Source organism: Nonomuraea sp. NBC_00507, from assembly GCF_036013525.1.
Lineage (GTDB): Bacteria > Actinomycetota > Actinomycetes > Streptosporangiales > Streptosporangiaceae > Nonomuraea.
Genome location: NZ_CP107853.1, coordinates 3,130,782 through 3,154,199 on the forward strand (window position 1 = coordinate 3,130,782; position 23,418 = coordinate 3,154,199).

Here is a 23,418-nt window from a genome sequence, read left to right on the forward strand (position 1 = left end):
GGCCACTCGGCATCACAGGGTGGACGTCAGCCCTTCCGCGATCTTCTTCAGCTCGGCCGTAACGGCCTCGATGCCAGAGAACTCCTTGACATACATGGGGCTGACCATGATCTCGGCCCACTGCCTGTCGCCCATTCTGAGGAAGAGGGTCGGGGTGCCCTTCATGCCGTCCTCACCGACGTCCTGCACGACCAGGTATCCGCTCCGGTCGCCGATGGCCACCTCCTCGCCCTCCCCCTCCTCGCGATATCCCTGGATCCGGTCGTCGACCTCCTGGACGGCCGCCTCCTCGTACATGTAGATCTGGACTCGATAGGAGCCTGTGTCGTCGCCCTCGTAGTTGTACGCCGTCGAGTACCTGTCGCCGAAGTCCACCGACCATTGGGACCACTGGAGCCGCTCAGGCAGATATCCCACCTTGACGTGCCCGAACTCCTTCCCGTCGCCCAGGTTCCCGAGGTCCGGCGGTTCGGACCGCACGGGCGGGGTGTCGTCGATGGCAGGCGGTTCCGGTACTGCGGAGATCGTGGCCTGCTCACCGGTCGTGGCGACTGAACCGGCGGTCAGGTAGGCGACGGGCGCGACGACGACGGCCACGGACGCGGCCACCGCCGCGGCCTTGGCCCTTCTCCTCCTGTTCCGGTGGGAGTGCATCACCCGTGTCAGCAGGTCGGGTGCGGCCTGCAGCCTCGCGGTCTCGTCCGCCATGAGCCGGCGGATCTCGTCCTCAAGCGTGGGCATTCTTGATCACTCCTTCCACTGTTTCCCTGCCGAGCGCCGAGCGGAGCTTGGCCAGGGCTTTCGACGCCTGGCTCTTGACCGTGCCGAGCGCGCATCCGAGCACCTCGGCGGTCTGCGTCTCGCTCAGGTCCTCCCAGTACCGCAGGACGATCACCGCGCGCTGCCGGGGCGGCAGGGCGCGCAGCGCGTCCATGAGCACATGGACCAGGTCGGGGTCGCCGGCGCGGGCCGACGTCTCTGGCGGGCTGTGCATGGGAATGATGCTGAGGATCGCCCGGCGGCGGGCGCGGCTGATGGCGGCGTTGATGATGACGCGGCGCACGTAGGGCTCCGGGCTGTCGTGGCGGACCCGGTCCCAGTTCCTGTAGGTACGTTCGAGCGCCGTCTGCAGCAGGTCCTCGGCCTCCGTCTCGTCGCCACAGGCGAGATAGGCGACCCGCAGGAGGCTCGTGGCACGTGCGGCCACAAAGGCGCCGAAGTCATGCTCCGCGCCGCTCACGGCTGTCTGTCCGATGTCACGCCTCCTAATACGCCTCGGCCTCCCGCGACGGTTGCCCGCTGACGCGAACCCTTTCGCGGGCAACCGTTAGGGCAGACCCAGGCGTATGGATAGGCGTGACTTCGAATCCATGGAGCAAACTGATGAGGTTCGCGACCGGGCCGGCCCGGCGGCTGATCGCTCTCGGCGTCGGCCTGGCCGTGGGCGCCACCGTCCTGAGCGCACCCGCGGCTGCCGCTCCCCCTGAGGGCGCCTACTGGCACACCAGGGCACTGATGACCTCCACCCACCCCTGGCGGTTCGGCACCAAGTCGGACCAGTATTCGCTGGTCCAGCAGCGGATCTCGGAATCGTGGAGCGCCCCCGACGGCAGGAAGTGGTTCGGATACCGGGAACTGGGGACGCAGCCGGCGACCGCGGCGGACAAGAAGGCGTGGCAGCGTGACGGCTCCCCCTCCAAGTGGAGCGAATCGATCGACGGCAAGACCGTGAAGTTGTCCACCGAGCCCTCCAAAGGTCGCATGGTCCCCGTGCGGGAACGGAACCAGTTCCTGCTCGCCGGGCAGTGGCTGACGTACGACGAGGTTCAGCGCCTGCCCGCCGACCCGAACCGTCTGAAGGACTGGCTCACGAAGGCGGGCCAGGTGAGCCGGCTCCAGGACATTTCCATCCCCGGGTGGCTCACGTCGACCCTGCCTCAGCTCCTGCACGCCCTTCCCGCTCCGAAGGAGGTCCGCGCCGCGGCCTACCAGGCTCTGCTGACAATGCCGGGCGTCCGCGCCGACGGCAATGCGAAGGACAACCTGGGCCGATCTGGCGCCGCCGTCGTGATCGACAGATCGAACGGGACGGGAGAGAAGGCGACCTCCGTCCAACTGAGGCTGATCGTCGACACCGGCAGGATGGTGTTGCTGTCACAGGACCAGACGGTCACGCTCAACGGCAAGGCGTTCGCGCAGAAGTCGTTCAACGAGACGCTGGTCGAGGTCGGCTGGACCAACTCCCAGCCTGCCGTGCCGGCTCTACCCTGAGGCGTGTCCGCGCTCACGGGCCCAAATCTGCACCTGCCCCCGTGCCGGTCTGGCCCCGCCGAGCACGGCGCGGACGGCCTGCCCCATCGGGCGCAGGCCGTACCGCACCCTGCCATCTACGCGTCAGCCCGCGTGGACGCGTAGCCCTCCAGCCGCTGTAATGCCTGCCGGGCCGCACTGACCACGAGGATGCTCACCAGCAGGACCGTGAACATCACGAAGTACACCGTGTGTTCCTGAAGCTCGGCCCTGTCCGCGGCCCAGACATCGAGGACCGCGAAGCCTATGAACCAGGCCATCCAACCGAGGACCGAGGTAGCCAGCAGACCGACGTGCCGTCTGGTCAGCGCGATGACGGCGATGACGCCGAGCGCGAGCTCGACGGTCTTGGCCGTCCACAGGGCCGCGGGCACCCACTCGGCCCCCAGGCCGACGGTGGCCTCCAGATAGCGGGTGATCTGGGGGACACGATCTTTCCAGCCGAGCGGCAGTTCGGCGAAGTTGCACACGCCGAACGCCGCGAGGAACACCCCGATGGGAACGAAGATCCGAGGCCAGCCGGCCTCCCTGACGTTGAGCAGTCTTTCGACCATGAGAATTCACCCCGTTTGTGTTGCTTGGACCCCCACTTCCTTGGACGCCCGCCAGGCAACGCCGTCTTCTCGGAGTTGATCTCGAATATCTAACAAATAGCCACATTTGCCACTTCTGCCGCAGGCGTGGCGGCCATCGGCTGCTGAAGCCGACAGGATGTCGTCGCGTCCCCGTCAGGCGCGGCTCGGTGCCGGCTCCGGTTCGGCGAGGGGCGGGGCGGCGCGGCAGGGGAGCAGCAGCGGGGTCGCCAGCAGGAGCACGCCGGCCAGGCCGATGGCCGTACGCGGGCCGAGCAGGCCGCCCAGCACGCCCCAGACGGCCGTCAGGAGCGCGGTCGAGACCTTGGTCGTCACCGCCCAGGCGGACAGCATGCGGGCGACCCGGTCGGTCGCGGTGCGCTCGAGGCGGTAAGTCGCGCAGACGGGGTTGAAGACCCCGCAGCAGAAGATGAGCCCGAGTTCGACGCCCATCACCAGCAGCAGCCCTCCGGTGCCCGGCCCCAGGAAGGCCAGGCCGACGGACCAGAGCGCGCGCAGCGCCCCGGCCACGATGAGGACCTGGTGCTGCCCGAACCAAGTGACAAGCGGTCGGGCCAGCCGCGCACCGATCAGCCCACCGACCGCGGGCGCGGCAAAGGCGAGGCCATACTGCCACGGTGCGAACCCAAGTTGGCCGAGCATCAGGACGGCCAGCAGCGGCCCGGTGGCCATCACCAGGCCGTTAAAGACGGCGGTGTTGAACAACAGCCGACGCAGCGTCGCGTCGGCGAGGATGTACCGCCAGCCGTCGAGCAGGTCCCCGGCCCGCATGCGCGCGGCCTCCCGGCGCTGGGGCTGCGGCTCGCGCCCGCCCATCGCGCCGATGCCCAAGGCCGAGAGCAGGTAACTGACCGCGTCGGCCACCACCGTCGCCACCGGACCGAGGAGCCCGATCGCCGCGCCGCCCAGCGGCGGTCCGATGATCGTGGTCGTCCAGGCCGTGGACTCGAATCGGGCGTTGGCGACCAGCAGGTCCTCGGCCTGCAGCAACGTCTTCAGGTACGCGCCGGAGGCGGCGCGGAAGGTGATGTCGGCCGCCGCGACGACGACCGAGACCAGCAGGAGCTGGAGGAAGGTGAGCACGCCGAGCGCGAACGCGATGGGGATCGTCAGCAGCGCCGCGAACCGCACCAGGTCCATCGCGATCAGCACCGGCCGCTTGCGGCGGAACTCCACCCACGGGCCGAGCGGCACCGCCACGGCCGCGCCCACCACAGCCCCCACGCAGGAGAGCGCGGCGACCTCGGCCGGTCCGGCGTGCAACACCTGGATGGCGATCAGCGGGAACGCGCCGAAGGCCAGCCACGTACCGAGCGCGCTGGTCCCGTACGCTCCCCAGAGCCATCCGAACTGCCGCCCCAGCCGGTGCCCGCTCCCCATGCCCGACGCCCCTCACTGTCCACCCGCACAACCGATCCGCGATCGGAAGCATCAAAGCGCGCGCCATTCCAGGGGATCAAACAACTGCAAGGCTATGGGCCACAACGAACGGTTGTATCCATAAGGTGTGGGCATGGACCTCGACACCGTCCGGACCTTCGTCGCCGCCGCCGACGCGGGGCAGTTTCAGGAGGCCGCCGCCGAGCTGGCGATCACCCAGCAGGCCGTCTCCAAGCGCATCGCCGTGCTGGAGCGCAACCTCGGCGTGCGGCTGTTCACCCGCACCGCGCGCGGCGCGGAGCTCACCATCGATGGGCAGGCGTTCCTGCCCCACGCCCGCGAGCTGCTGCGCGTCGCCGAGCGCGCGGTCGCGTCCGTGCGCGCCGGCAGCCGTCCGCTGCGCGTCGACGTGATCGCCTCGCGCAGCGCGGCGTCGGGCCTGATGCGCGGCTTCCACGGCGCGTACCCCGAGATCGAGCTCGACGTGGTGATGTTGTTCGATATCGAGAAGGCCGTCGCCGCTATTCGGTCCGGTGTGATCGACGCATCCTTCCGCGCCGTCGCCGTGCCCGGCCGGCCCCTTCCTGACGACATCGAGTCCGTCCGCGTGCTCGACGAGCCGCTCCAACTCCTCACCGGCCCCGCCCACGCGCTGTCGTCCGCCCGGTCGGTGACCCTGACCCAGCTCGCCGGGCACCGGATCTGGATGCCCGGCATCGTCCCCGGCACCGAGTGGGCCGCCTACTACGACGACCTTGTCGCCGAGTTCGGCCTCACCATCGAGGCGACCGGCCCCAACTTCGGCTCCGACGCGCTCCTCGACACCATCGCCGACACCCCGGCCCTGGCCACTTTCATGGGCGAGCAGACCCGCCTCGTCTGGCCCGCCGGCCACGGCCTGCGCCGCATCCCGGTCACCGACCCCACGCCCGTCTACCCGCACTCGCTCTTGTGGCACCGCGACAACCCCCACCCGGCGCTGGCCACCCTCCGCGCCCACCTCGCCGCCACATCCCCCGGCCACGAGGCCGCCGGGGCCTGGGCGCCGGGCTGGGTGATTCCGCGCTGAACGCCGCCGCGCCTGCGCATCAGCACATGGTTGCCAAGGAAGTAGCGGCGCTTATCCGGCGGAACCGACGACAGGATGTATCTCGCCGCGCTGCAGGAGCTACTCGGCCTGACTTCGATCACGCGTTTGTGATCCCGCCTGTCGGACGAGACGGCACGATGTGGGCATGACGTTGTCGACGGTGTTCACGGAGATGCTCGGCGTGCGGTACCCGATCGCGTTGGCGCCGATGGGTGGGTCAGCCGGTGGCGCGCTGGCCGCAGCCGTCTCTCGTGGTGGCGGGTTCGGGATTCTGGGCGGCGCGTACGGGGACCCGGAGTGGCTGGCGCGTGAGGTCCCGATCGTCGCGGGCGCCGGAGGGCCGTGGGGTGTCGGATTCCTGACCTGGGGCATCGATCTCGCTGCGGTGGAGTTGGCGCTGAGCTACGGCCCCAGCGCTGTGATGCTGTCCTTCGGCGATCCGAGCCCATACGCGGAGCATGTCCGCCGGGCAGGGGCCCTCTTGATCCTCCAGGTCACCGATCTGGATGAGGCCAAGCGGGCCGTGGACCTGGGCGCCGATGTGATCGTGGCTCAGGGAACCGAGAGCGGCGGGCACGGAGCCGCGCGCGGGCGGTCCACCCTGCCATTCGTGCCCGCGGTGGTGGATCTCGTAGCTCCGGTGCCGGTGCTGGCAGCGGGCGGGATCGCCGATGGGCGCGGTGTGGCGGCGGCTCTCGTGCTGGGTGCTGCCGGAGCGCTCATCGGCACCCGCTTCCAGGCGACCACCGAGGCCCTGGTCCATCCCTCGATCACCAAGGCGATCCTCGAGGGGCGGGGTCAGGACACCGAGCGGAGCACCGTGCTGGACATCGCACGAGGCTCGAAGTGGCCGTCGAAGTACCCCGCCCGCACGCTCGGCCACCCCTACCTCGACCGCTGGCGCGGCCGGGAGGCCGAGCTCGCCGCCGATCCTCAAGCCCTTCAGGACTACCAGGAGGACGTGGCCCGCGGCGCGATCCCCCCGCTGCCGGTTTGGGCGGGCGAGGCCGTCGACCTCATCACCGACCTGCCCTCGGCGGAGGACCTGGTCACCGCGATGGCCACCCAGGCCGAGGACGCACTGAACCGAGCGGGACGCCGCTGATCCACCAATCGTCGGCACCGTTCCGGCTCGTTCGTCACGTGCCGCGATGAAACACCGAGCCAGAGCGGTCACTCGGGCTGTTGAGCCCGTCTATGGTCGTTTGCTGTGCTGCTGCCCCTGACGGCGATACGGGCGCGCCTCCAGGGCCGGGCGTGGCTGAAGTTTGCCCGACGACCATCGACCCAAAGGTAAAAATTTCGGTCTGTCGCTATGCCATGACCCATATGGACCGTTAACGTTGCCGAAACTTTGGACGCCCCTATGACCGAAGTGGGGAGGGATGGGCGAACGCCCTGTCACGATGTTGAATGTCCTGTCGTTGTCCTCAGCGACATCTGCTTTCACCCCCATCACCCGTCTTGGTGCCGACGTGCTCCGGACAGGGACGCAGGTCGTCGGGAAGGTCTGCGACTGGGCGGGCGGGCTGCCGGCTGCGGTGCTGGCGATGCCCGCTGCGGTGCTGGCGATGCCCGCACCGCTGGTCAACCGTGGCAGGACCATTCCGCCTGCGGTTCTCTCCGCTACGGGGTCTCGTGTGGAAGTACGCCCGCCGGGTGTGGCCCCGATGACCGTGGCGTACGAGCGGCGCGGAACCGGTGAGCCGGTGGTCTTGCTGCACGGCCTCGGGTCGAACCGGCAGGCGTGGGACGCGGTGATGCCGTTGCTCACGGTCGAGCGCGACGTGATCACGATAGATCTGCCGGGCTTTGGTGAGTCCCCCGATCTGCCCGACGATCAGCCCCACGACCTGCCCACCGTGGTGGCTGGGCTGGACGTGGTGTTCACTGCGCTCGGGCTGGAGCGGCCGCATGTGGTCGGGCATTCCCTGGGTGGGCTGATCGCGTTGCGGCTAGGCCAGGCAGGTCTCGCCCGCAGTGTGACCGCGGTGGCCCCGGCCGGATTCTGGAGCCACACCGAGCGGTGGTACGCCTTTGCCGTATTGAACGCGGCCCGTCAGATCGCGCGCCTGCCGGAGCCGATCACGGCTTGGCTCTCGCAGACGATCCTGGGGCAGGCGGCCTTGACCGGCACCCTGTACATGCGCGCTGACCAGTCCGCGCCGGAGGCAGTGGCGGCGGCGCTGCGTGCGCTACGCCAGGCGGTCGCGTTCCAGGCCACCATGCGTGCCGGGCGCGCGCGGGACCTGTTCGTCGGGGACATCCCCAACCTCCCGGTGACCATTGCCTGGGGCACAGCCGACCGTGTCCTGCCGGCGCGCCAGGCGGCACGTGCGGCAGCCATGATCCCCATGATGCGGATGGTGTGGCTGCCCGGATGCAGCCATATGCCGATGAACGACGCGCCTCAGCTGGTCGCGCAGGTCATCTTGCAGGCCACCGCCCCGAGTTCCACGGCCGAGCGGAGTGTCGCGGAATCCAGGCCTGAGATTGCCATCCCTCGCCAGTCGACGGGCATTTCCTCATCGGAGCGCCACGTACATTTCGTGTTCGATGGCTGGACAGGGTCATGAATCTGTGGCACTACCTGCGAAAACGTTGAGCTGGAGCGCGGCCGATCGCTCGTTCGGCTCGCGACGCTTCAGGATGCCGAGGGCATGTCGCGTTCTTTGACGCCGGCAACCTCGCGCTATCGGTGCCGGTCAGGGCCGGTTCGTCCGGCTCGCGAACGAACGAGTTCACAGAGCTCACACTGTTGTTGTCGCTGGTTCAGCCGATGTGAGGGCTCTGTGTTGGTTGTCCGTTGCAGTTGAAGCTGTCGGTGCTCGTGTCGGTGTTCAGGTTCTAGTTGTTGGATCACGCCTTCGATGCCGATCTTGGTGGTACGGAATCATCTGGAGAGGAAACTCCGTAGCCGGCCCGTTCCATGCAACCCGCGTCCGGGCTGGCGGCATCTCCTCTGGTGAAGCCATCTATCTGGGAGCCCATGAGCCTTGATGAGGAGTACACCGCCTATGTGACGGGCCGGCTGTCCTGGTTGCGGAAGATCGCTTACCCCTTGTGCCAGGACTGGCGCCGCGCGGACGACCTGGTACAGACAGCGATAGCACGGCTCTACGTCAAATGGCGCCAGGCGCGGGCGGCCGACGACCTCGACGCCTACGTACGGGTGATGCTGATCCGGGTCTTCCTCGCCGAACAGCGAAGAGGCTGGTTTTTGCGGGTCCGGCTGACGTCCGCGATATCCCACCAGCCGCTCGAAAGCGGCGACCGGGACATGGCCATGGACATCCACCGGGCCCTCACCGCCGTCCCTCCGCGCCAGCGCGCCACCCTCGTACTGCGCTTTCATTGCGATCTGAGCGTGGAGCAGACCGCCCACGTGCTGGGCTGCTCCACCGGAACCGTCAAGAGCCAGACCGCCCGCGGCCTCGCCACTCTGCGCGCGATGCTCGGCGAGCCGGAATCCCGTCTAGCACGTGCGGAGGAATGCTGATGGATGTCAAGCAGGTGTTCGACTCGCTGGCTCGCGAGGAGCAGCCGCCTACCGCGGTGGACGTGAACCATGCCATTGCGGCAGGACGCGCCATGCGCAGACGTCATCGTGCGACCGTCGCCGGGATCACGGCGACGGTGACGGTCGCGGCCGTCGTTGCGGCCTGGGGGGTTCGCCCGTGGCCGGGGGCAGCGGGACGGCGTCGCCGTCGCTGTGCCCGCCGCGCCGTCCGCCACAGCCACGCCACGGCCCACCTACAAGGGATTCGCAGAACTGAAGAAGAATTATCCCCCCAAGGGAAAGATCGCCTCCGTGCCACCGCTTGTCGTGTGGGTGAGCGACGCGCCCCGCAAGAACGAGCTCTTCCTTTGCGAGAGCGGACCGAACGGTAGCTCCTGCTCCGGATTTCCTCCACTCGCCGCCAACGAGTTCGCCCGCACGCAGGGCAAGCTTCGCGGTGTAGGCGTCTGGTTCGGTGTGGCCAAGGACCACGTTCACGGGGTGACGGCTGTCACAAAGGATGGGGGGAAGCTTCCAGGGAACCTCACACGAAGTGTCGGAGCAGGGCTCGGGCTATGGGCCGTGGAGTATCCCCCGGGAGCCGACGTGCGGAGGCTCGTCGTCATCGGCGCGAGAGGGGAGATCCTGCAGCGGATCCCAGCCCAGTGACGAGCCTGACGGTCCACCATGGCCCGCCCGGTCATTTCGCGGCTGCCGCGCCCCTGGATCGGGTCTCGATGGTCTACCGACCATCGTGTCCCTCCCGACAACTTCCTCCGGAAGGGACATTGGTCGGCCGCTGATGGCCCAGGCGGTGAGGACCCAACGAGGGGCTTTGACGCGCGTCCGCTAAGGGTTTCCATGCCCTCCAACACCTCGGCGTTGCGCTGCAATGAGTACCCCGCCTCGGTCAGCAGCCGCCGTATGGTGTCGTCACTGGCCGGATGCCCTGGCGGGTGAACTCGGTGGCGAGGGTGTTCATCGACCACGTCGTCCAGCGCGGCGGTGACTCCGGATCGCCCGGAGTGGCCGGCTTCACCAGCGCATCCAGCGCATCCAGGGCCGCGGGCGGCCGGGGGTCGACCTGCTCGGCGCGTTTGCGGCCCGGTCCGGAGTGAGGCATCCGGCCCTCGGCCGGCGGACGGCGCCCTTCGTTTCGGGTGGTCTTACATCGAGTAGGCGCCGGAGGCGAGGGCGATGACGCCGACCACGGTCATCAGCAGCGCCGAGCCGGGGTGCATGGCGATGGAGATGCGGATGTCCTGCTTCTTCCAGGCGAGCCAGACGCCCGGGTAGAGGAAGACGAGCTTCGACAGGACAGTCCAAGGGGCCCAGAAGTGGTACACCGAGAAGAAGAAGGTGTTGAAGAACGGGGCCCACTTGCCGAGCTGCGGGAGGCGGGGCAGCAGGAAGCCGCGGAAGTAGTACTCCTCGAGCAGGGGCAGGGTGAAGCCGGTGAACGGCGCGCAGATGAGCAGCGTGGTGAGCACGAGTTCCTGCGGGTAGCCCTGGAGGTAGGCGGTGCCGTCGGGGCCGGCGCCCTGGTAGTCCACCCAGGTGAAGAACCAGTCGTAGACGATGTTGTCCAGCGGGGTCAGCGAGAGCGAGACCACGCTCATCCACACGAGGCACGCGGCCCCGAGCCAGAAGGCCTTGCCGCGCGCGAGTGGCTTGTCGCGGTAGTGGACGACGCCCTTCATGGTGAAGCGGCCGGTCTGCTTTTTGCCCAGCCACAGCAGGAAGAGCTGGAGCGGGAAGAGCACCACGGCGAGGGCGATGGCCCAGGCCAGGAAGATCGGGAAGTTGATCGCCCGGACCAGGGGGGCGGCGATGAACGCGTACACGGCGACGATGGCCGCGCCGGGCACCAGGTGCAGTGCGATGGACAACGGGACGGAGTGACGGTCGGCGAGGAGCTTGGCGACGAAGCCTTTCGGCTGGGCGCCTTGGGTGTCGGCCGGGGGCCGCGGTGCTGTATCCATGCCGAGAATCGTGGCCCCGCGACCCGACACGGAGCTGACATCGCTCTGATACGGCTTCGAGTCGCCGTGAAAGGCGCAGGTTACGGTGGGTGCGGACCGGGCGGGAGCTATCGGGTCGCTCCCGCGTCGCGGGTTCGACGGGGATCGGAATGATCTCCAGGAGCTGCTGTAGTGCGACGCCGTCCCGGACGCGGCGTGGCGGGCGAAGACTGGAGGGAGACTAGGGCTGCTGGTAGAGGTCGGGGATCCCGTCGTGGTCGGAGTCGGCGGTCTCGGTCTGATGGATCCTCCGGTAGAGGCGGGCACGCAGCCGAAGGATCACTGTGGCCAGCAAGGCCGCGGCCAGGGAGCCGGCCAGGACCGCGATCTTGACCCGCGCGTCGGTCTCGCCCGTACCGAATGCCAGCTCTCCGATCAGCAACGACACGGTGAACCCGATGCCGGCCAGAACGGCCAGCCCGGCCATGTCGATCCAGGCAAGCCCTTCGTCCAGGGTGGCGCGGGTGAAGCGGGCCACCAGCCAGGTGGCGGCGAGGATGCCGACCGGCTTGCCGACCAGCAGCCCTGCGACGATCCCCATCGCCACGGGGTCACTCAGCGTGCCGGCCAGACCGTCGAGGCCGCCGAGGCCGACTCCGGCGGAGAAGAACGCGAAGACGGGTACGGCCACACCGGCGGAGATCGGCCGGAACCGGTGCTCGAAGTGCTCGGCCAGCCCCGGACCGTCCGCGGTGCCATTCCCGGTCGGTGGTGTCCGGGACAGTACGGGGACGGCCAGCGCCAGCAGCACCCCGGCCACAGTGGCGTGCACCCCCGAGGCGTGCACCAGCGCCCAGCAGGCGAATGCCAGCGGCAGCAGCAGCCACCACGCCCGCACCCCGCGCCGCACCAGCACAGCGAAGACCGCCAGCGGCACCATCGCTGCCAGCAGCGGGAGCATCAACAGGTGCGAGGTGTAGAAGGTGGCGATGATGACGATGGCGATCAGGTCGTCCACCACCGCCAGGGTCAGCAGGAAGGTGCGCAGCGCGTCCGGCAGGGAGCGGCCGATCACCGCGAGCACCGCCAGGGCGAAGGCGATGTCGGTGGCTGTCGGGATCGCCCATCCCCTGGCCCCCGCTCCGCCGGCGACCGTCAGGTACACCAGCGCGGGCATCACCACACCGCCGACCGCCGCGGCCACCGGCACCGCGGCCCGGCGCAGGTCACGCAGGTCGCCGGCGACGAATTCCCGTTTGAGCTCCAGGCCGGCCACGAAGAAGAAGATGGCCAGCAGTCCGTCCGCGGCCCAGGTGGCCAGGTCGAGGTTCAGGTGCAGCGCGGCGGGCCCGGCCTCGATCGTCCGCAGGTCCTGGTAGGTCTGCGCCCACGGCGAGTTGGCCCAGATCAGTGCGGCGAGCGCGGCGGCCAGCAGCAGCGCCCCGCCGATGGTCTCCTTGCGCAGGATGTCGGCGATGCGTCGCGCTTCTGGCCACGTACTCCGGTTGAACAGGCGGGCAGTGCGTGTGGCGGTGGTGCCGGGCATGAAACTCCGCTCTGGGGGAGGGGTCGGGTCGCTCACTTGCCGACCAGGCTTCCCGGCACACCCGTCAACAACGTATCAGGACACGCAAAGAGTCACATAACGGGCCGTTCAGCTCCGCATGACTCGCTCACTTGCCGTCGGCAGGTTGCCGGGCGATCTTCTTGTCGGCATCGCCAGGACCATCCCGAGATCCCAGAGCCGCCGATGCCAGGGCTGCCAGGATTCGAGAAGCTCTCCGACGCGGGCGCGAACTAGTGCGTCGGCATCAGAGGGGACGGCGATCGCCACGGACTTCCTCCATAGGTATGTCAGGCTGATGCGTTTGTTTGCGGATAGAGCCGAACGGGGACTATCCTCAGTGCGACTTAGGCAGGGGAGTCGCCCTTAGGGCCGCTCCCCATCGCCTTTTCTTGGGTCCCATTAGGGCATCAGTTTGGCCGATCGAGGTCACCGCTTACCCGTGAATCAGGCAAGTCGCGCCGCCAGTTCATGGACATCGGCGGGCAATTCTGGCCATGTTCTAGCCCGGGCACGGCGGAAGGTTATGGCGGTCCTATGTGCCGTCTTTGTCCAGCAAGCGATCGAGTTTGAGCCGTAGGTGGTTCAAGTGGAGGATCTCCGCCTCTATGTTCAGGCGCCCCTGCCTTTGCGGTCGCCGGGTCCCACTGTCTGCGGGCACATGGTGGCCGTCGCGGTAGCAACGCGAAGGTCAGCGGCCGGGGGCCCGCTTCTTGACCTCCTGGAGCACCCAGCCATTGCCGTCCGGGTCGCTGAAGGTGGCGTAGGAGCCGTAGTCGGCGCGGGCGGGGTGCGGGCCGGCCGCCCGCCCCTGGCCGCCGGTCTGGTGGGTGATCTCTCCGGCATCGTGGCCGTGGTAGAAGAGCCCTCCTGCGTCGTGGAAGATCTCGCTCACCTCGATGCCGCGGCCGACGAGCTCCACGCGGGCCTCCTCGAGGTCGGAGACGACGAGGTAGAGGCCCTGGACCGAGCCAGGCACAGCGGAGGTGATCCCCTTGCCGAATATGATCGAGCACTCGGAGCCGGGCGGCGTGAAGTGCACCGCGCGCCAATCCTCACTGACGGCTTTGTCGAGATCCAGACGGAATCCCGCCGCCTCGTAGAAGGCCTTGGCCCGGTCGACGTCGGACACGGGCAGCGCGATGAGTTCGAGTTTCAGATCCATCTGGGTTCATCTTTCTTGACGTCGGTGAATCGCACGCCGTGCGTCACCGGTTCAGCGGTTGGTTTCCGTCGGCGGCGCGGCACATGCCGCCCGCCGAGCAGGTTTCTCTCTTGATCCACAGCCGTACCGTGTGCACGGCTGTCTGCGTCACGGCGGCCACTCGGCTTCCGCTCCGCTGGTCGACAATCAATAACTTGGATATTTTTTATCCAGGTTCTCCTCCGGAAAGATCGCGCGGTCATGCCGCGCGGGGAAAAGGATCAGTCGCGCCCGAGTGTCTGGCGAACCTGCGCCGCCACGGTGGGAGCATGTGCGTCGGCCGCGGCCTGCACGTCAGCGAGGCTCTGCTCGGCCAGCGCCTGTCGCCAGGCCGCTTCGGCCCGCCCCATGGCGATCTTGACCGCGCACGGCTCGGAGAAGCTGGAATCGGGGCATCGCTCCCCGATGGTGCCGCACTGACGGATCTCGGTACAGCGGAAGAGCGGCGCATCCCCCTCAATGGCAAGGACCACGTCCAGCACCGACACCGCCACCAGGGGGCGGGCCAGGCGAAAGCCACCCCGCGCACCCGGGACGGACTCGAGCAGGCCGGCTTTGACCAGCTGCTGCAGCAGCTTGTTCAGGTAGGACACCGACAGGTCGTGACCGGCGGCCAGCTGCGCGGTGGCCACCGGCTCGCCGCCCCCCGACCATGCCAGATTGAGCAGCGTATGCATCGCCCACTCGACGCCCTTGCCCGTTCGCACAACCTGGACATTAGTTATCCAGGTTCTGTCTGTCAAAAAATGCCTGCTCATCGGCCACGGTACGCCGCCCGGGCGGTGTGGATGGCCTCGAGATGGTGGCGGACTCGGTGGGACGCTGATGGTGGTGGGACCGGAGGACTCGCCGCAGTGAGGTGGAACGGACCAAACCCCCCAACGGGCGGGTACGTTCGTCCTGCTCGATATCTTTCACCACCGGCGAGGACCTGTCATGCAAGCCATCACCGTCCGAGACCGCTCCGCCGGCCTGGCTGGGCTTTCCCTGACGGAGGAGCCATACCCCCACGCCGCCGAGAACGACGTCATCGTATGGGTGCACGCTGCCGGGTTCACCCGCGGAGAGCTCGACTGGCCGGCAACGTGGACTGATCGCGCGGGCCGCGACCGGACGCCAAGTGTGCTCGGGCATGAGGTGTCGGGTGTCGTCGCCGAGTTGGGGTACGGAACCACCGGTCTGTCCATCGGCCAGCGGGTGTTCGGGCTGACCGACTGGGCCCGCAACGGATCGCTGGCTGAGTACGTGGCGGTCGAGGCCCGCAACCTCGCCCCCCTACCGGCCGGCGTCGAACACGCCGTGGCCGCTGCGCTGCCGATCTCAGGGCTGACGGCATGGCAGGGCCTGTTCGACCACGGCCGCCTCGCTGCCGGCCAGACCGTCCTGATCCACGGCGCCGCGGGCGGTGTCGGTTCCATCGCTGTGCAGCTCGCGCACGAGGCAGGAGCCCGGGTGATCGGCACCGGCAGGGGCGCCGCCAGAGACACGGCACTCGGGCTCGGCGTGGACGCCTTCCTGGACCTGCAGGCGGATTGCCTGGAAGATGCCGACCAGGTCGACGTGGTGTTCGACGTGATCGGTGGCGACATCCTGGACCGATCGGCTGCGTTGGTGCGCCCCGGCGGCACGCTCGTCACCATCGTCTCGCCGCCCATGGTCCGGCCTCGAGACGGGCAGGCGATCTTCTTCGTCGTCGAACCCGATCGCGACCGGCTCGCGGATCTGGCCCGGCGGCTGCGGGACGGACGGCTCCGCGTGATCGTCGGGGACGTGCGGACGCTCGCCGAGGCGCCCTCCGCGTTCGCCCAGCGCACTCTCGGCAAGACGATCATCCGGGTCGCGGAAGGCGATTAGCCTGTTGGCACCGCGGCGGTCGCCGCGTAGTCCGCATCGCTCACATGACCGTCCGAGACCCGCGCGATCGCCTCAGCCAGGCGCAGGGCCGCGCGCTCGAACTCGGAGAAGGAGCCGGTCTCCGCCCACGCGGGGAGCACCGCGAGGCGGTCCGTGCTCTCGCCCTTCTCGAGCGCGTCGCGGGTGTGCATGCGCAGACAGAACGCGCAGCCGTTGATCTGGGACGTGCGGATCTTCACCGGCTCGACCAGGAGCGGGCCGAGACCTGCCGCCGCGGCGCTCTCCTCCGCTGCGGTCGACAAGGCGATGAGAGCTTTGTACTCGCTGTTTGGGTGGGGTCGACCTGTGTCTGAGCAGACCATCACCAAGGCTTGAATGCGCCCATGGCAGGTCTTCCACCTGCCGGGGCAGCGTACTCGAGCAACTCCACTCCGCCTGACCGGGACGCCTTGTGGCGGTCCTACGGCTCAAGGGTCCAAGCAGGATGGGAGAGTCATCATGATCCGAGTACGGTGTCCCGGTGGTTTTCTGGCTGCCGGTCTGGTGGCTGCGGCCGCTGCCTGCGCTCCCTCGGCAGAGCGTGCGACGGGCATGGTGCCGGTCGCTGTCACGGTTTCGCAGCCACCGTCCGAGACGCTGTCGCCTCTGTTGGAACAGGCGCTTCCGAATGTCGAGGGCAAGACGTTCACCTCGGCGATCGCCGACTTCCCGCCCGGTGCACGCGCGGTGCCGCATCGGCACGGCAAGGCCTTCGTGTACGCCTACGTGCTCGAGGGCACTCTGCGCAGCCAGATCAGTGGCGAGCCAGTCCGCACTTACCGCCAAGGCGAGAACTGGGTCGAGCCGCCGGGCGCCCACCATGTGCTCACGGAAAACACCAGCCGGACAAAACCGGCGAAACTGCTGGTCATCTTCATCTCCAACACAGGAGACGAGATCAAAGTCGATGATCGGCCAAGGTAGCAACCGCAAAGGACTAAGGAACCCATGAGCACCGATCATTCGCACCACCTCGAGAACCCCAATGCGACCACGCCGCCGCCGAAGATCGAACTCATCTCATCGGTGCCATCGCCGCCACCGATGCCCGACAACGCTGAGGCGATGACAATCCGGGTCATCCTGCCGCCCGGCAGTGAGGGCAACCCGCCGCACCGCCACACCGGTCCCGCGTACGGATACATGATCAGAGGCGAGATGCTCTTTGAGCTGGAAGGTGAACCGGAACGGGTGGTCAAGCCCGGAGAGACGTTCTGGGAGCCGGGCGGCGACCTCATCCACTACCAGGACGCCAATAACCTCGCAGACGCCGAAACCGAATTCGTCGTCACGATGTTCGGTGTGGCCGGGCAGCCGATGCTCATCCCGGTGAGCGCGGAAGAACTCGAAGAGCGGCGAGATCGCCGGGCGCCTCGCCCGTGACGCGCTCGGGCATGTTGAAGACACCGCCCCTCTGACCGGACGGTAAGTCAGGCGGACACTTATGGCCAGCGCATGTTCTGTGGTGGAATATGCCGGATGGGGCGGGCGAGGCAGCTGGTCGGCGAGATGTGCGCGGCGGCCTGTTCGTCCGGCACCTGCACCACAGCTCCTCGGTCCTGCTCGTGCTGGGCTCCGTCGTGTGGGCTCTGCTCGGCCGTTTCCGGTACGCGCCCGCGCTGCTAGGTCTGGGCCTGGTCCTGGTCAGCGGCCTGGCCGGCTACGGCTCCGCCGACGACCTGCTGTCCGGCACCGTCCTGGGCAAGCTCCCCATCGTCCTCTGGTACGGCCTCCATGTGCTGACCGCGCTGGCCCTGGCCGCCACGCTGGTGATCTCTTCGCACCGGGAGGCCGCCCGTCAGCCCAGAACGCCGGCTTTCGTGGCGCTGAGCCTCGCCCTCACCGCGCTGGTGTTCTTCTGGCGCTGACGATCGATGCTGCGGGTCGAACTCGCGAACGGTGGCTCGTCAGCGTTCCAGGCGAGCGCGCAGGCGCCCCAGATCGGCCGCGATGCTCGCGTGGACCTGGCGGGCCAGCAGCGGCGTGGCCCAGCGGAAGAACCGCCCCGGCTCGCCCGAGGCGTGGATCGTGACCAGAGTGCCGTCCGGGTGGTCGGCCAGCTCGTAGCGGATCGTCATCGGGAAAGGCCGCTCCACCGCCAACTCCACCATGCGATCGGGGTCGAGGGCGGTGACGACATAGCCGTAGGTGAAGCTCCGGCCCAGGAACCTGGCGGTCCGCTCCACCTGAGCGCCCGTCCGCAGCGGACCGGGCTGGGCAGGGCGGCTGGCGGTGATGCCGCCGGTCCACTCCAGATCGTGGGCCGGGTCGAACATGTACGCGGCCACCTCGGCTCGCGTCCGCCGCACCACGACGTGCGGGCTCACCTCGACGGGCATGCGTCCATTCTCGTACGCCGATGAGCCGGCGCGCCACGGGTCGCCGGTCAGCCGCGTGTGTCGACCGGGACGTGCAGCGAGAGGTGCGAGGACAGCGCGCGGAGGAAGTCCGGGGCGTCGAAGACCGCGCCCGCGGAGACGACGCCGGTGGTCCTGGTCCGGCCGGTGAGGATGCGGTCGACGGCCTCCACCGCGAGCGGCGCGCTGATGGCGTAGATGTCCTGACCGGCGGCGGACACGCGGCGTTCCGCGCCGCCCGAGCGGACGAGGACGTCGACGACGAAGGTCTGCGCGGAGCGGCCACGCTCGTCGACGGCGGCCGGCGCGAGGGGGTCAGGAGAGGACAGGTCCGCGGCCGCCTTGGCGGTCATGTAGGTGCGCACCTCCGGGACGGCCAGGTGGCTGGGAACCGTGACGACGTCGGCCATGGTGAACTCGCCGATGACGCTCTGGGGGCCGAGCGGAGCGGGGAAGGACCACTCCAGGGTCGGCAGCGCGTCGTCGTGGTACTCCAGCCGTCCGCCGGTGTAGCGGACCCGGCGGCCACCCCGCCGCTGCCCCGAGACCACGCCCGAAGCGAGCGTTCCGGTGGTGGGGTGCCAGCTGCTCAGGCCGTAGGCGATGTGCGCCTCGTCCGCCGCCGTCCAGTCGCCCATCGCGGTGGTGACCAACAGGTCGCCGAGGCCGCCGTAGAAGGCCATCGCCGGGAGCACCACGGTACCCGCGGCGCGGGCGCGCTCCGTGAAGTGCGCGAACGTGTCAACGTTCGCCTCGATCTCGGCCGCCACGTCGACATACGGGATGCCGGCGCGCAGCGCCGCCTCGACCAGCGGGGCGGCGGTCGTGGCGAAGGGCCCGGCGCAGTTGATCACAGCGGCCGCGCCGGTCAGCGCGCGGTCGAGCGAGGCCGGGTCGTCGACCGACGACTGCCGCGCCTCGAGCCCCGGTTGGGCCTGCGCCATCGCCAGCAGCTTGTCCTGGTCACGGCCGAGGAGCAACGGGACGTATCCGCGCTCGTGCAACTCCGCGACCACGAACCGCCCGGTGTGCCCGTAGGCGCCGAACACCGCCACGTTCTGACCCGATCCCATGCCTGCTCCCGCGTGCTTGAAGTGATTCAGTGCGTCAATCCTGTCCCGTTGGCCCATCGGTGCCCAGCGTCCGGAACGACATGACCCGTACAATTTCCGACATGAGTTCTTTCCCGCGCTCCGTCGCGGTCGCCGCCACCGACGGGATGCTGCACTTCGAGCTGGCCTTGGCCGCCGAGGTCTTCGGCTCCGCCCCGGACGCCGTGCCAGGCCCCTGGTACGACGTCAGGGTGTGCGGCACGCACGCCGTCCGGGTCGGGCGGTTCCTGCTGGAGCCGGACTGCGGGCTCGACTGGCTGGCGCACGCCGACACCGTGATCGTTCCCGCCCTGGCGGACGTCGACGAGGACCCGCCGGCCGACCTGGTGGAGGCGGTGCGCGCGGCCCACGAGTCGGGAGCGCGGGTGGTGTCCCTGTGCACGGGCGCGTTCGTACTCGCCGCCGCCGGCCTGCTGGACGGGCTGCGCGCGACCACGCACTGGGCCCACACCGAGGAGCTGGCCGCGCGCTACCCCCGGGTGGAGGTCGACCCGGACGTGCTCTACGTCGACAACGGCAGCGTGCTCACCTCCGCGGGCAAGGCCGCGGCCATGGACCTGTGCCTGCATCTGGTCCGCCGCGACCACGGCTCGGCGATCGCCAACGTGGTCGCCCGCCGCCTGGTCGTGCCGCCCCACCGGGCCGGCGGCCAGGCCCAGTTCGTGTCCACACCGGTGCCCGCCCAGGACGGTCATCCCCTGGCCGAGCTGCTCACCTGGGTGATGCGGCGGCTGGACCAGCCGCTCACCGTGGAGGACCTGGCCCGCCAGGCGAACATGAGCTCGCGCCACCTGGCCCGCCACTTCCGCTCGGCAACCGGCACCACCCCGCTGCAGTGGCTGCTGACGCAGCGGATCCGCCGCGCGCAGGAGCTGCTGGAGACCACGGACGACAGCGTCGACACCATCGCCTCGGCCGCGGGCATGGGCACCGCGACGACACTGCGCCGCCACTTCCACCGCACGATCGGCGTACCGCCGGACGCCTACCGCCGCACGTTCCGGGCGTGAGGCGGGGGTCCTCGGCTGGCGCATCGGGTGGACCTCACGTGGCTGCACCTCGCCGACCGGTCCGTGCTGGCCGTACATCCGCGTGATGATCTGCGGAACCCGCTGACCGGTGTCTTCAGTACGCGTTCCTCCGACCGGCCCAATCCCATCGGTCTGCATCGAGTTCGGGTGCTCGCGATCGATGGGCTTCGGGTGCGGGTAACCGATCTCGAGGCCATCGACGGCACCCCGATCGTTGACGTGAAACCGGTCCTGGATGCAACGCGCTAGACGACGACCACCTCGTACATCACGCGCCTCCTCTGTCGATGACATACATGCCGAGTTCCTCCGGACCGGTGCGGGACGCCACGAGGCCGTGCTCGCTCAGCTCCTCCTTGAGCCGCTGCCCGTCCAGCACCCACCAGGCGTAGTCCACCTGCAGCTCGCCGACGAGCCGGTCGTCGTGGTAGGTCCGGTACGTCATGTGCCAGGTGAGCCGGTCCGGTCCGGCGGGCTCGGCGCGGCCCCATCCTTCGTATCTGCGCCGTCCGAGGCGGACGTCGGTGAATCTCGAGTCCGGCACCGCCATGGCCTGCGTGGGCGGCAGGAGGTTCAGCACCGCCTGGCCGCCGGGGAGCAGCCGCTCGGCGAGGAGCGCCCAGATCTGCCGTCGGCCGGCCGGGTCGAAGTGGCCGATGACGCTCATGGCGACGACGGCGCCGAGCCGGTCCGGCAGTTCGGCCTCCAGCAGCCCCTCCGGCAGCACGGTCACCCGGTCGCGCAGCTCCGCGGACTCGCTCACCCGGGCCAGCAGGACCGATCGCAACCCCGGTGACGGCTCGACGGCCAGGATCTCGGCATCGGCCACCGCCGCGGCGATCACCCGCGTGCCGTGCCCTCCTCCGGCGCCCACGTCCACGATCGGGCCTGACACGCCGCGGAGCGCCTCAGCGAGCGCCGGACTCGTCCCTTCCCAGGACGGCGCGATCATCACGTCGATGAACTCCGCTGATTGTTCGTATTCGTCCGCCACTCGCACCCCTCATGTCGACAAATCGATAATCATTACTATTTTGCGATATGTGGCCTGATCGTCAAGGGCGAAGGGCGCAGGGCCGCCGGTTCATGCGCTGGGACGGGAGGAGCAGGGGAGCAGGGCCATCTCGCGAGCGGTCTTGATGGCCTTGGCGATCCGGCGTTGCTGCTGCACGGTGACACCGGTGACGCGGCGGCTGCGGATCTTGCCCCGGTCGGAGACGAACTTGCGCAGCAGGTTGGTGTCCTTGTAGTCGATGCGGTCGGCGGGCAGGAGCGGGTTGGGTTTGCGGCGCGGGGCGTGGGGCTTCTTCACGCGTTCTCCCTGAGGGTGAGGATGGCGGCGAACGGGTCGTCGTAACCGGTCCAGGCCTCGGGGCCGACGCTCTCCTCCGCCTCGGTGAGCAGGCAGGAGTCGAGCAGTGCGTGGAAGCGGCCGACGTCGAGGTCGGGGCCGGTGAAGACCAGGTGCTGGACGCGGTCACCGCGCACGGGGTCCCAATCGAGGGTCGCGGCCAGCCGGCGGGCGGGGGAGACCAGGTCCCAGGCGGCCTCCGGCAGCGCGGCGAGCCAGGGGCCGGCGTTCTCGGCCGAGACGATCCCGGCCACGGCGTCCCAGGCCAGCAGGTGGTCCGGCTGGGTGGCCAGCCAGAAACGGCCGCGTGAGCGTACCGACTCGACCACCAGCTCGTCCACGGCCTCGAAGAAGCGGCCGGGGTGCAGCGGGCGGCGGCTGCGCCACACCGTGGTGACGATCTCGTCCGTCTGGGCGTCGCAGGGCAGCTGCGCGGTGGCGGGATCGACTCGTTCGGCCAGTTCCGCGGTGCACACGGCGGCACCGGTCACCAGCGGCAGGGTGTGGAGCGTGTGGATCGGGCTGACGGGGGCGAGGTGGGCGAGCACCCGGCGCGACAGGTCTTGGTCGTCTTCGTCGCCGCCATGCAGCACCAGGCCGGTGGCGTACTCCAGCTGCCTGGCCAGGACCTCGGCCAGGTAACGCTGGTCCCCGGCGGCCGCGGGCTTGCCCGCTTCGCTGAGAGGTTCGCCGCGGGTGATGTCGCCGGGCATGGCCGCGGCGTCCAGTGCGGTCAGAACGGCGGTGAGCCGCAGCAGGTCATGGGCTTCGTAGCAGTCGACGGCCTCGGCCACTGAGCGCGGTTCCACTGAATCCCACAGGTCCACGATCAGCAGGCTCGAGCGGGGCGCCAGGGCGACGAGCCGGGGGAGCAGGTCCTCGCGGACGGTGCAGGTGATGCAGCCGTGGGCGAGACGAACCTCGGCGGTTTCCAGCGGACCTGTGGCGTCGCGGACGCTGCGGTGGACGCGGTCCTGGACGATCTCGCGCAGATCGTGGTGGATGGCGATGGATCCCGGATGGTCGGCCAGCAGCCGCTCGACCGCGGCGGTACGGGCCGCGCCGTGCAGTCCCGACACCAGGACGACGGGGGTGGGCACTGAGCCTCCAGTTGCGGTGATGAAAATCGTTGTCGTTATCATGGCACATCGCCGCAAGCAGAAAGGAACCGCTGTGGCCAGAAACGAGCTCCGCCCTGTGATCAAACTCCGATCCACGGCAGGCACCGGCTACACCTACGTGACCAGAAAGAACCGCAGAAACGACCCCGACAGGCTCACCCTGCGCAAGTACGACCCGACCATCCGCCGGCACGTGCTCTTCCGGGAAGAGCGATGAAGATGGGCGGAAGGATCTGATGTCCGCACACTGCCAGCTCACCGGCGTCAAACCGGTCTTCGGCAACAACGTCTCCCACTCCCACCGCCGCACCCGGCGGCGCTGGAACCCCAACATCCAGCGCCGCCGCTACTGGCTGCCCAGCGAGGACCGCTTCGTGCAGCTCACGGTCAGCGCCCGCGCGATCAAGACCATCGACAAGATCGGCATCGAGCAGGCCGTCGCCCGGATCCGGGCCCGAGGAGAGAAGGTCTGATGGCCAAGAAGAGCAAGATCGCCGCCAACGAGCGGCGCAAGGCCGTGGTCCAGCGCTACGCGGAACGGCGGGCCGCGCTGAAGGAGATCATCCGGGCCGGCACCCCGCAGGAACGGGACCAGGCCATGCGCGAGCTCGCCCGCCAGCCCCGCGACGCCAGCGCCACCCGCGTCCGCAACCGCGACTCCGTCGACGGCCGCCCTCGCGGGCACCTCACCAAGTTCGGCCTGTCCCGCGTGCGCTTCCGCGAGATGGCCCATCGCGGGGAACTGCCCGGCATCACGAAGGCGAGCTGGTAGCCGTGGCCGTACCCAAGCGCAAGACGTCGCGCAGCAACACCCGGCACCGCCGCAGCCAGTGGAAGGCCACCGCGCCCGACCTGGTGCCGATCATCGTGAACGGCCGGGAACTACGCGTGCCCCGGCCGCTCGTCCGCGCCTACCAGCGGGGATTGATCAGCGTCGATTGAGATGATTCGG

The 23,418-nt window shown here is 69.0% G+C and carries 30 protein-coding genes; 15 read left to right on the plus strand and 15 right to left on the minus strand.

Translation table 11 applies throughout. The features are described from left to right. Positions 1 to 12 precede the first annotated feature (12 nt). Both OHA25_RS15760 and OHA25_RS15765 read right to left on the minus strand, forming a co-directional pair. Positions 13 to 741, minus strand: coding sequence for a hypothetical protein (locus OHA25_RS15760; RefSeq protein ID WP_327588312.1), 729 nt, complete (start codon positions 739 to 741; stop codon positions 13 to 15). Next, positions 728 to 1,240 (minus strand): SigE family RNA polymerase sigma factor, encoded by a 513-nt coding sequence (locus OHA25_RS15765; RefSeq protein ID WP_327588313.1) that lies wholly within the window; start codon positions 1,238 to 1,240, stop codon positions 728 to 730. The genes OHA25_RS15760 and OHA25_RS15765 overlap by 14 nt, the downstream gene beginning before the upstream one ends. A gap of 143 nt (positions 1,241 to 1,383) precedes the next feature. Between OHA25_RS15765 and OHA25_RS15770 the strand changes: the two genes are divergently transcribed. Beyond that, positions 1,384 to 2,271 carry a hypothetical protein gene (locus OHA25_RS15770; RefSeq protein WP_327588314.1) on the plus strand — a complete coding sequence of 296 codons (888 nt, stop codon included), beginning with the start codon at positions 1,384 to 1,386 and terminating at the stop codon, positions 2,269 to 2,271. Positions 2,272 to 2,387: 116 nt separating this feature from the next. Here OHA25_RS15770 and OHA25_RS15775 read toward each other — a convergent pair whose 3' ends face one another. Continuing rightward, on the minus strand, positions 2,388 to 2,864 hold the full coding sequence (locus tag OHA25_RS15775; protein WP_305924828.1) for a hypothetical protein: 477 nt from the start codon (positions 2,862 to 2,864) through the stop codon (positions 2,388 to 2,390). A 174-nt stretch (positions 2,865 to 3,038) separates the two neighbouring features. After that, complete coding sequence (locus OHA25_RS15780; protein WP_327588315.1) at positions 3,039 to 4,283, minus strand: MFS transporter; 1,245 nt, start codon at positions 4,281 to 4,283, stop codon at positions 3,039 to 3,041. Positions 4,284 to 4,416: 133 nt separating this feature from the next. Between OHA25_RS15780 and OHA25_RS15785 the strand changes: the two genes are divergently transcribed. The 4 genes from OHA25_RS15785 to OHA25_RS15800 all read left to right on the plus strand — a co-directional run bounded on the left by OHA25_RS15785 (position 4,417) and on the right by OHA25_RS15800 (position 8,872). After that, positions 4,417 to 5,352, plus strand: coding sequence for a LysR family transcriptional regulator (locus OHA25_RS15785; protein WP_327588316.1), 936 nt, complete (start codon positions 4,417 to 4,419; stop codon positions 5,350 to 5,352). 166 nt (positions 5,353 to 5,518) lie between these two features. Continuing rightward, positions 5,519 to 6,478 (plus strand): NAD(P)H-dependent flavin oxidoreductase, encoded by a 960-nt coding sequence (locus OHA25_RS15790; RefSeq protein ID WP_327588317.1) that lies wholly within the window; start codon positions 5,519 to 5,521, stop codon positions 6,476 to 6,478. A 280-nt stretch (positions 6,479 to 6,758) separates the two neighbouring features. After that, positions 6,759 to 7,949: an alpha/beta fold hydrolase gene (locus OHA25_RS15795; RefSeq protein WP_327588318.1), complete on the plus strand. Its 1,191-nt coding sequence runs from the start codon at positions 6,759 to 6,761 to the stop codon at positions 7,947 to 7,949. Positions 7,950 to 8,362: 413 nt separating this feature from the next. Beyond that, positions 8,363 to 8,872, plus strand: a complete 510-nt coding sequence (locus OHA25_RS15800; protein WP_327588319.1) for a SigE family RNA polymerase sigma factor — start codon at positions 8,363 to 8,365, stop codon at positions 8,870 to 8,872. 910 nt (positions 8,873 to 9,782) lie between these two features. Here the strand turns inward: OHA25_RS15800 and OHA25_RS15805 are convergent. The 5 genes from OHA25_RS15805 to OHA25_RS15825 all read right to left on the minus strand — a co-directional run bounded on the left by OHA25_RS15805 (position 9,783) and on the right by OHA25_RS15825 (position 14,308). Further along, positions 9,783 to 9,995, minus strand: a complete 213-nt coding sequence (locus OHA25_RS15805) for an ISAzo13-like element transposase-related protein (RefSeq protein WP_327588320.1) — start codon at positions 9,993 to 9,995, stop codon at positions 9,783 to 9,785. A 43-nt stretch (positions 9,996 to 10,038) separates the two neighbouring features. After that, complete coding sequence (locus OHA25_RS15810) at positions 10,039 to 10,854, minus strand: CPBP family intramembrane glutamic endopeptidase (RefSeq protein ID WP_327588321.1); 816 nt, start codon at positions 10,852 to 10,854, stop codon at positions 10,039 to 10,041. Between the two features lie 220 nt (positions 10,855 to 11,074). Next, positions 11,075 to 12,379, minus strand: coding sequence for a Na+/H+ antiporter NhaA (gene nhaA, locus OHA25_RS15815; RefSeq protein ID WP_327588322.1), 1,305 nt, complete (start codon positions 12,377 to 12,379; stop codon positions 11,075 to 11,077). A gap of 709 nt (positions 12,380 to 13,088) precedes the next feature. Further along, positions 13,089 to 13,562: a VOC family protein gene (locus OHA25_RS15820; RefSeq protein WP_327588323.1), complete on the minus strand. Its 474-nt coding sequence runs from the start codon at positions 13,560 to 13,562 to the stop codon at positions 13,089 to 13,091. Positions 13,563 to 13,822: 260 nt separating this feature from the next. Further along, on the minus strand, positions 13,823 to 14,308 hold the full coding sequence (locus OHA25_RS15825; RefSeq protein ID WP_327588324.1) for an RrF2 family transcriptional regulator: 486 nt from the start codon (positions 14,306 to 14,308) through the stop codon (positions 13,823 to 13,825). Positions 14,309 to 14,537: 229 nt separating this feature from the next. Here OHA25_RS15825 and OHA25_RS15830 point away from each other — a divergent pair, with 229 nt between their 5' ends. Continuing rightward, positions 14,538 to 15,455 (plus strand): NADP-dependent oxidoreductase, encoded by a 918-nt coding sequence (locus OHA25_RS15830; protein WP_327588325.1) that lies wholly within the window; start codon positions 14,538 to 14,540, stop codon positions 15,453 to 15,455. On the opposite strand, the gene OHA25_RS15835 is transcribed toward OHA25_RS15830, so the two are convergent. Further along, positions 15,452 to 15,757: a carboxymuconolactone decarboxylase family protein gene (locus OHA25_RS15835; protein ID WP_327588326.1), complete on the minus strand. Its 306-nt coding sequence runs from the start codon at positions 15,755 to 15,757 to the stop codon at positions 15,452 to 15,454. The two genes, OHA25_RS15830 and OHA25_RS15835, sit on opposite strands and share 4 nt — an antisense overlap. 196 nt (positions 15,758 to 15,953) lie before the next feature. On the opposite strand from OHA25_RS15835, the gene OHA25_RS15840 reads away from it, so the two are divergent. The 3 genes from OHA25_RS15840 (at position 15,954) to OHA25_RS15850 (ending at position 17,362) form a co-directional block, all read left to right on the plus strand. Beyond that, the gene (locus tag OHA25_RS15840) at positions 15,954 to 16,418 is read left to right on the plus strand and encodes a cupin domain-containing protein (protein WP_327588327.1); all 465 of its coding nucleotides are present in this window, start codon (positions 15,954 to 15,956) and stop codon (positions 16,416 to 16,418) included. Between the two features lie 24 nt (positions 16,419 to 16,442). After that, positions 16,443 to 16,877: a cupin domain-containing protein gene (locus OHA25_RS15845; protein ID WP_327588328.1), complete on the plus strand. Its 435-nt coding sequence runs from the start codon at positions 16,443 to 16,445 to the stop codon at positions 16,875 to 16,877. An 89-nt stretch (positions 16,878 to 16,966) separates the two neighbouring features. Further along, the gene (locus tag OHA25_RS15850) at positions 16,967 to 17,362 is read left to right on the plus strand and encodes a hypothetical protein (RefSeq protein ID WP_327588329.1); all 396 of its coding nucleotides are present in this window, start codon (positions 16,967 to 16,969) and stop codon (positions 17,360 to 17,362) included. 39 nt (positions 17,363 to 17,401) lie between these two features. Here OHA25_RS15850 and OHA25_RS15855 read toward each other — a convergent pair whose 3' ends face one another. Together OHA25_RS15855 and OHA25_RS15860 are read right to left on the minus strand one after the other, a co-directional pair. Beyond that, positions 17,402 to 17,833 (minus strand): SRPBCC family protein, encoded by a 432-nt coding sequence (locus OHA25_RS15855; RefSeq protein ID WP_327588330.1) that lies wholly within the window; start codon positions 17,831 to 17,833, stop codon positions 17,402 to 17,404. Between the two features lie 47 nt (positions 17,834 to 17,880). Next, positions 17,881 to 18,924, minus strand: coding sequence for a saccharopine dehydrogenase family protein (locus OHA25_RS15860; protein WP_327588331.1), 1,044 nt, complete (start codon positions 18,922 to 18,924; stop codon positions 17,881 to 17,883). 101 nt (positions 18,925 to 19,025) lie between these two features. On the opposite strand from OHA25_RS15860, the gene OHA25_RS15865 reads away from it, so the two are divergent. Next, entirely contained in the window at positions 19,026 to 19,973 is a 948-nt protein-coding gene (locus tag OHA25_RS15865; RefSeq protein WP_327588332.1) for a helix-turn-helix domain-containing protein, read from the plus strand. Positions 19,974 to 20,000: 27 nt separating this feature from the next. Then, a complete protein-coding gene (locus OHA25_RS15870; protein WP_327588333.1) occupies positions 20,001 to 20,243 on the plus strand; it encodes a TrmO family methyltransferase domain-containing protein in 243 nt (80 codons plus the stop codon). 19 nt (positions 20,244 to 20,262) lie between these two features. Here the strand turns inward: OHA25_RS15870 and OHA25_RS15875 are convergent, their stop codons facing one another. The 3 genes from OHA25_RS15875 to OHA25_RS15885 all read right to left on the minus strand — a co-directional run bounded on the left by OHA25_RS15875 (position 20,263) and on the right by OHA25_RS15885 (position 22,445). Next, positions 20,263 to 20,988 carry a class I SAM-dependent methyltransferase gene (locus tag OHA25_RS15875; RefSeq protein WP_327588334.1) on the minus strand — a complete coding sequence of 242 codons (726 nt, stop codon included), beginning with the start codon at positions 20,986 to 20,988 and terminating at the stop codon, positions 20,263 to 20,265. 90 nt (positions 20,989 to 21,078) lie between these two features. After that, positions 21,079 to 21,306 carry a 30S ribosomal protein S18 gene (rpsR, locus tag OHA25_RS15880; protein ID WP_327588335.1) on the minus strand — a complete coding sequence of 76 codons (228 nt, stop codon included), beginning with the start codon at positions 21,304 to 21,306 and terminating at the stop codon, positions 21,079 to 21,081. Then, a complete protein-coding gene (locus OHA25_RS15885; protein ID WP_327588336.1) occupies positions 21,303 to 22,445 on the minus strand; it encodes a CobW family GTP-binding protein in 1,143 nt (380 codons plus the stop codon). Before OHA25_RS15885 ends, rpsR begins: the two co-directional genes overlap by 4 nt. 73 nt (positions 22,446 to 22,518) lie before the next feature. Between OHA25_RS15885 and rpmG the strand changes: the two genes are divergently transcribed. From rpmG to rpmF, 4 genes are read left to right on the plus strand one after another with little or no spacing between them, the layout of a single operon-like run. Continuing rightward, the gene (gene rpmG / locus OHA25_RS15890) at positions 22,519 to 22,683 is read left to right on the plus strand and encodes a 50S ribosomal protein L33 (protein ID WP_327588337.1); all 165 of its coding nucleotides are present in this window, start codon (positions 22,519 to 22,521) and stop codon (positions 22,681 to 22,683) included. A 19-nt stretch (positions 22,684 to 22,702) separates the two neighbouring features. After that, entirely contained in the window at positions 22,703 to 22,939 is a 237-nt protein-coding gene (gene rpmB, locus OHA25_RS15895; RefSeq protein ID WP_327588338.1) for a 50S ribosomal protein L28, read from the plus strand. Further along, the gene (rpsN, locus tag OHA25_RS15900; RefSeq protein ID WP_327588339.1) at positions 22,939 to 23,238 is read left to right on the plus strand and encodes a 30S ribosomal protein S14; all 300 of its coding nucleotides are present in this window, start codon (positions 22,939 to 22,941) and stop codon (positions 23,236 to 23,238) included. The genes rpmB and rpsN overlap by 1 nt, the downstream gene beginning before the upstream one ends. 2 nt (positions 23,239 to 23,240) lie before the next feature. Continuing rightward, complete coding sequence (rpmF, locus tag OHA25_RS15905; protein ID WP_327588340.1) at positions 23,241 to 23,408, plus strand: 50S ribosomal protein L32; 168 nt, start codon at positions 23,241 to 23,243, stop codon at positions 23,406 to 23,408. Positions 23,409 to 23,418 lie beyond the last annotated feature (10 nt).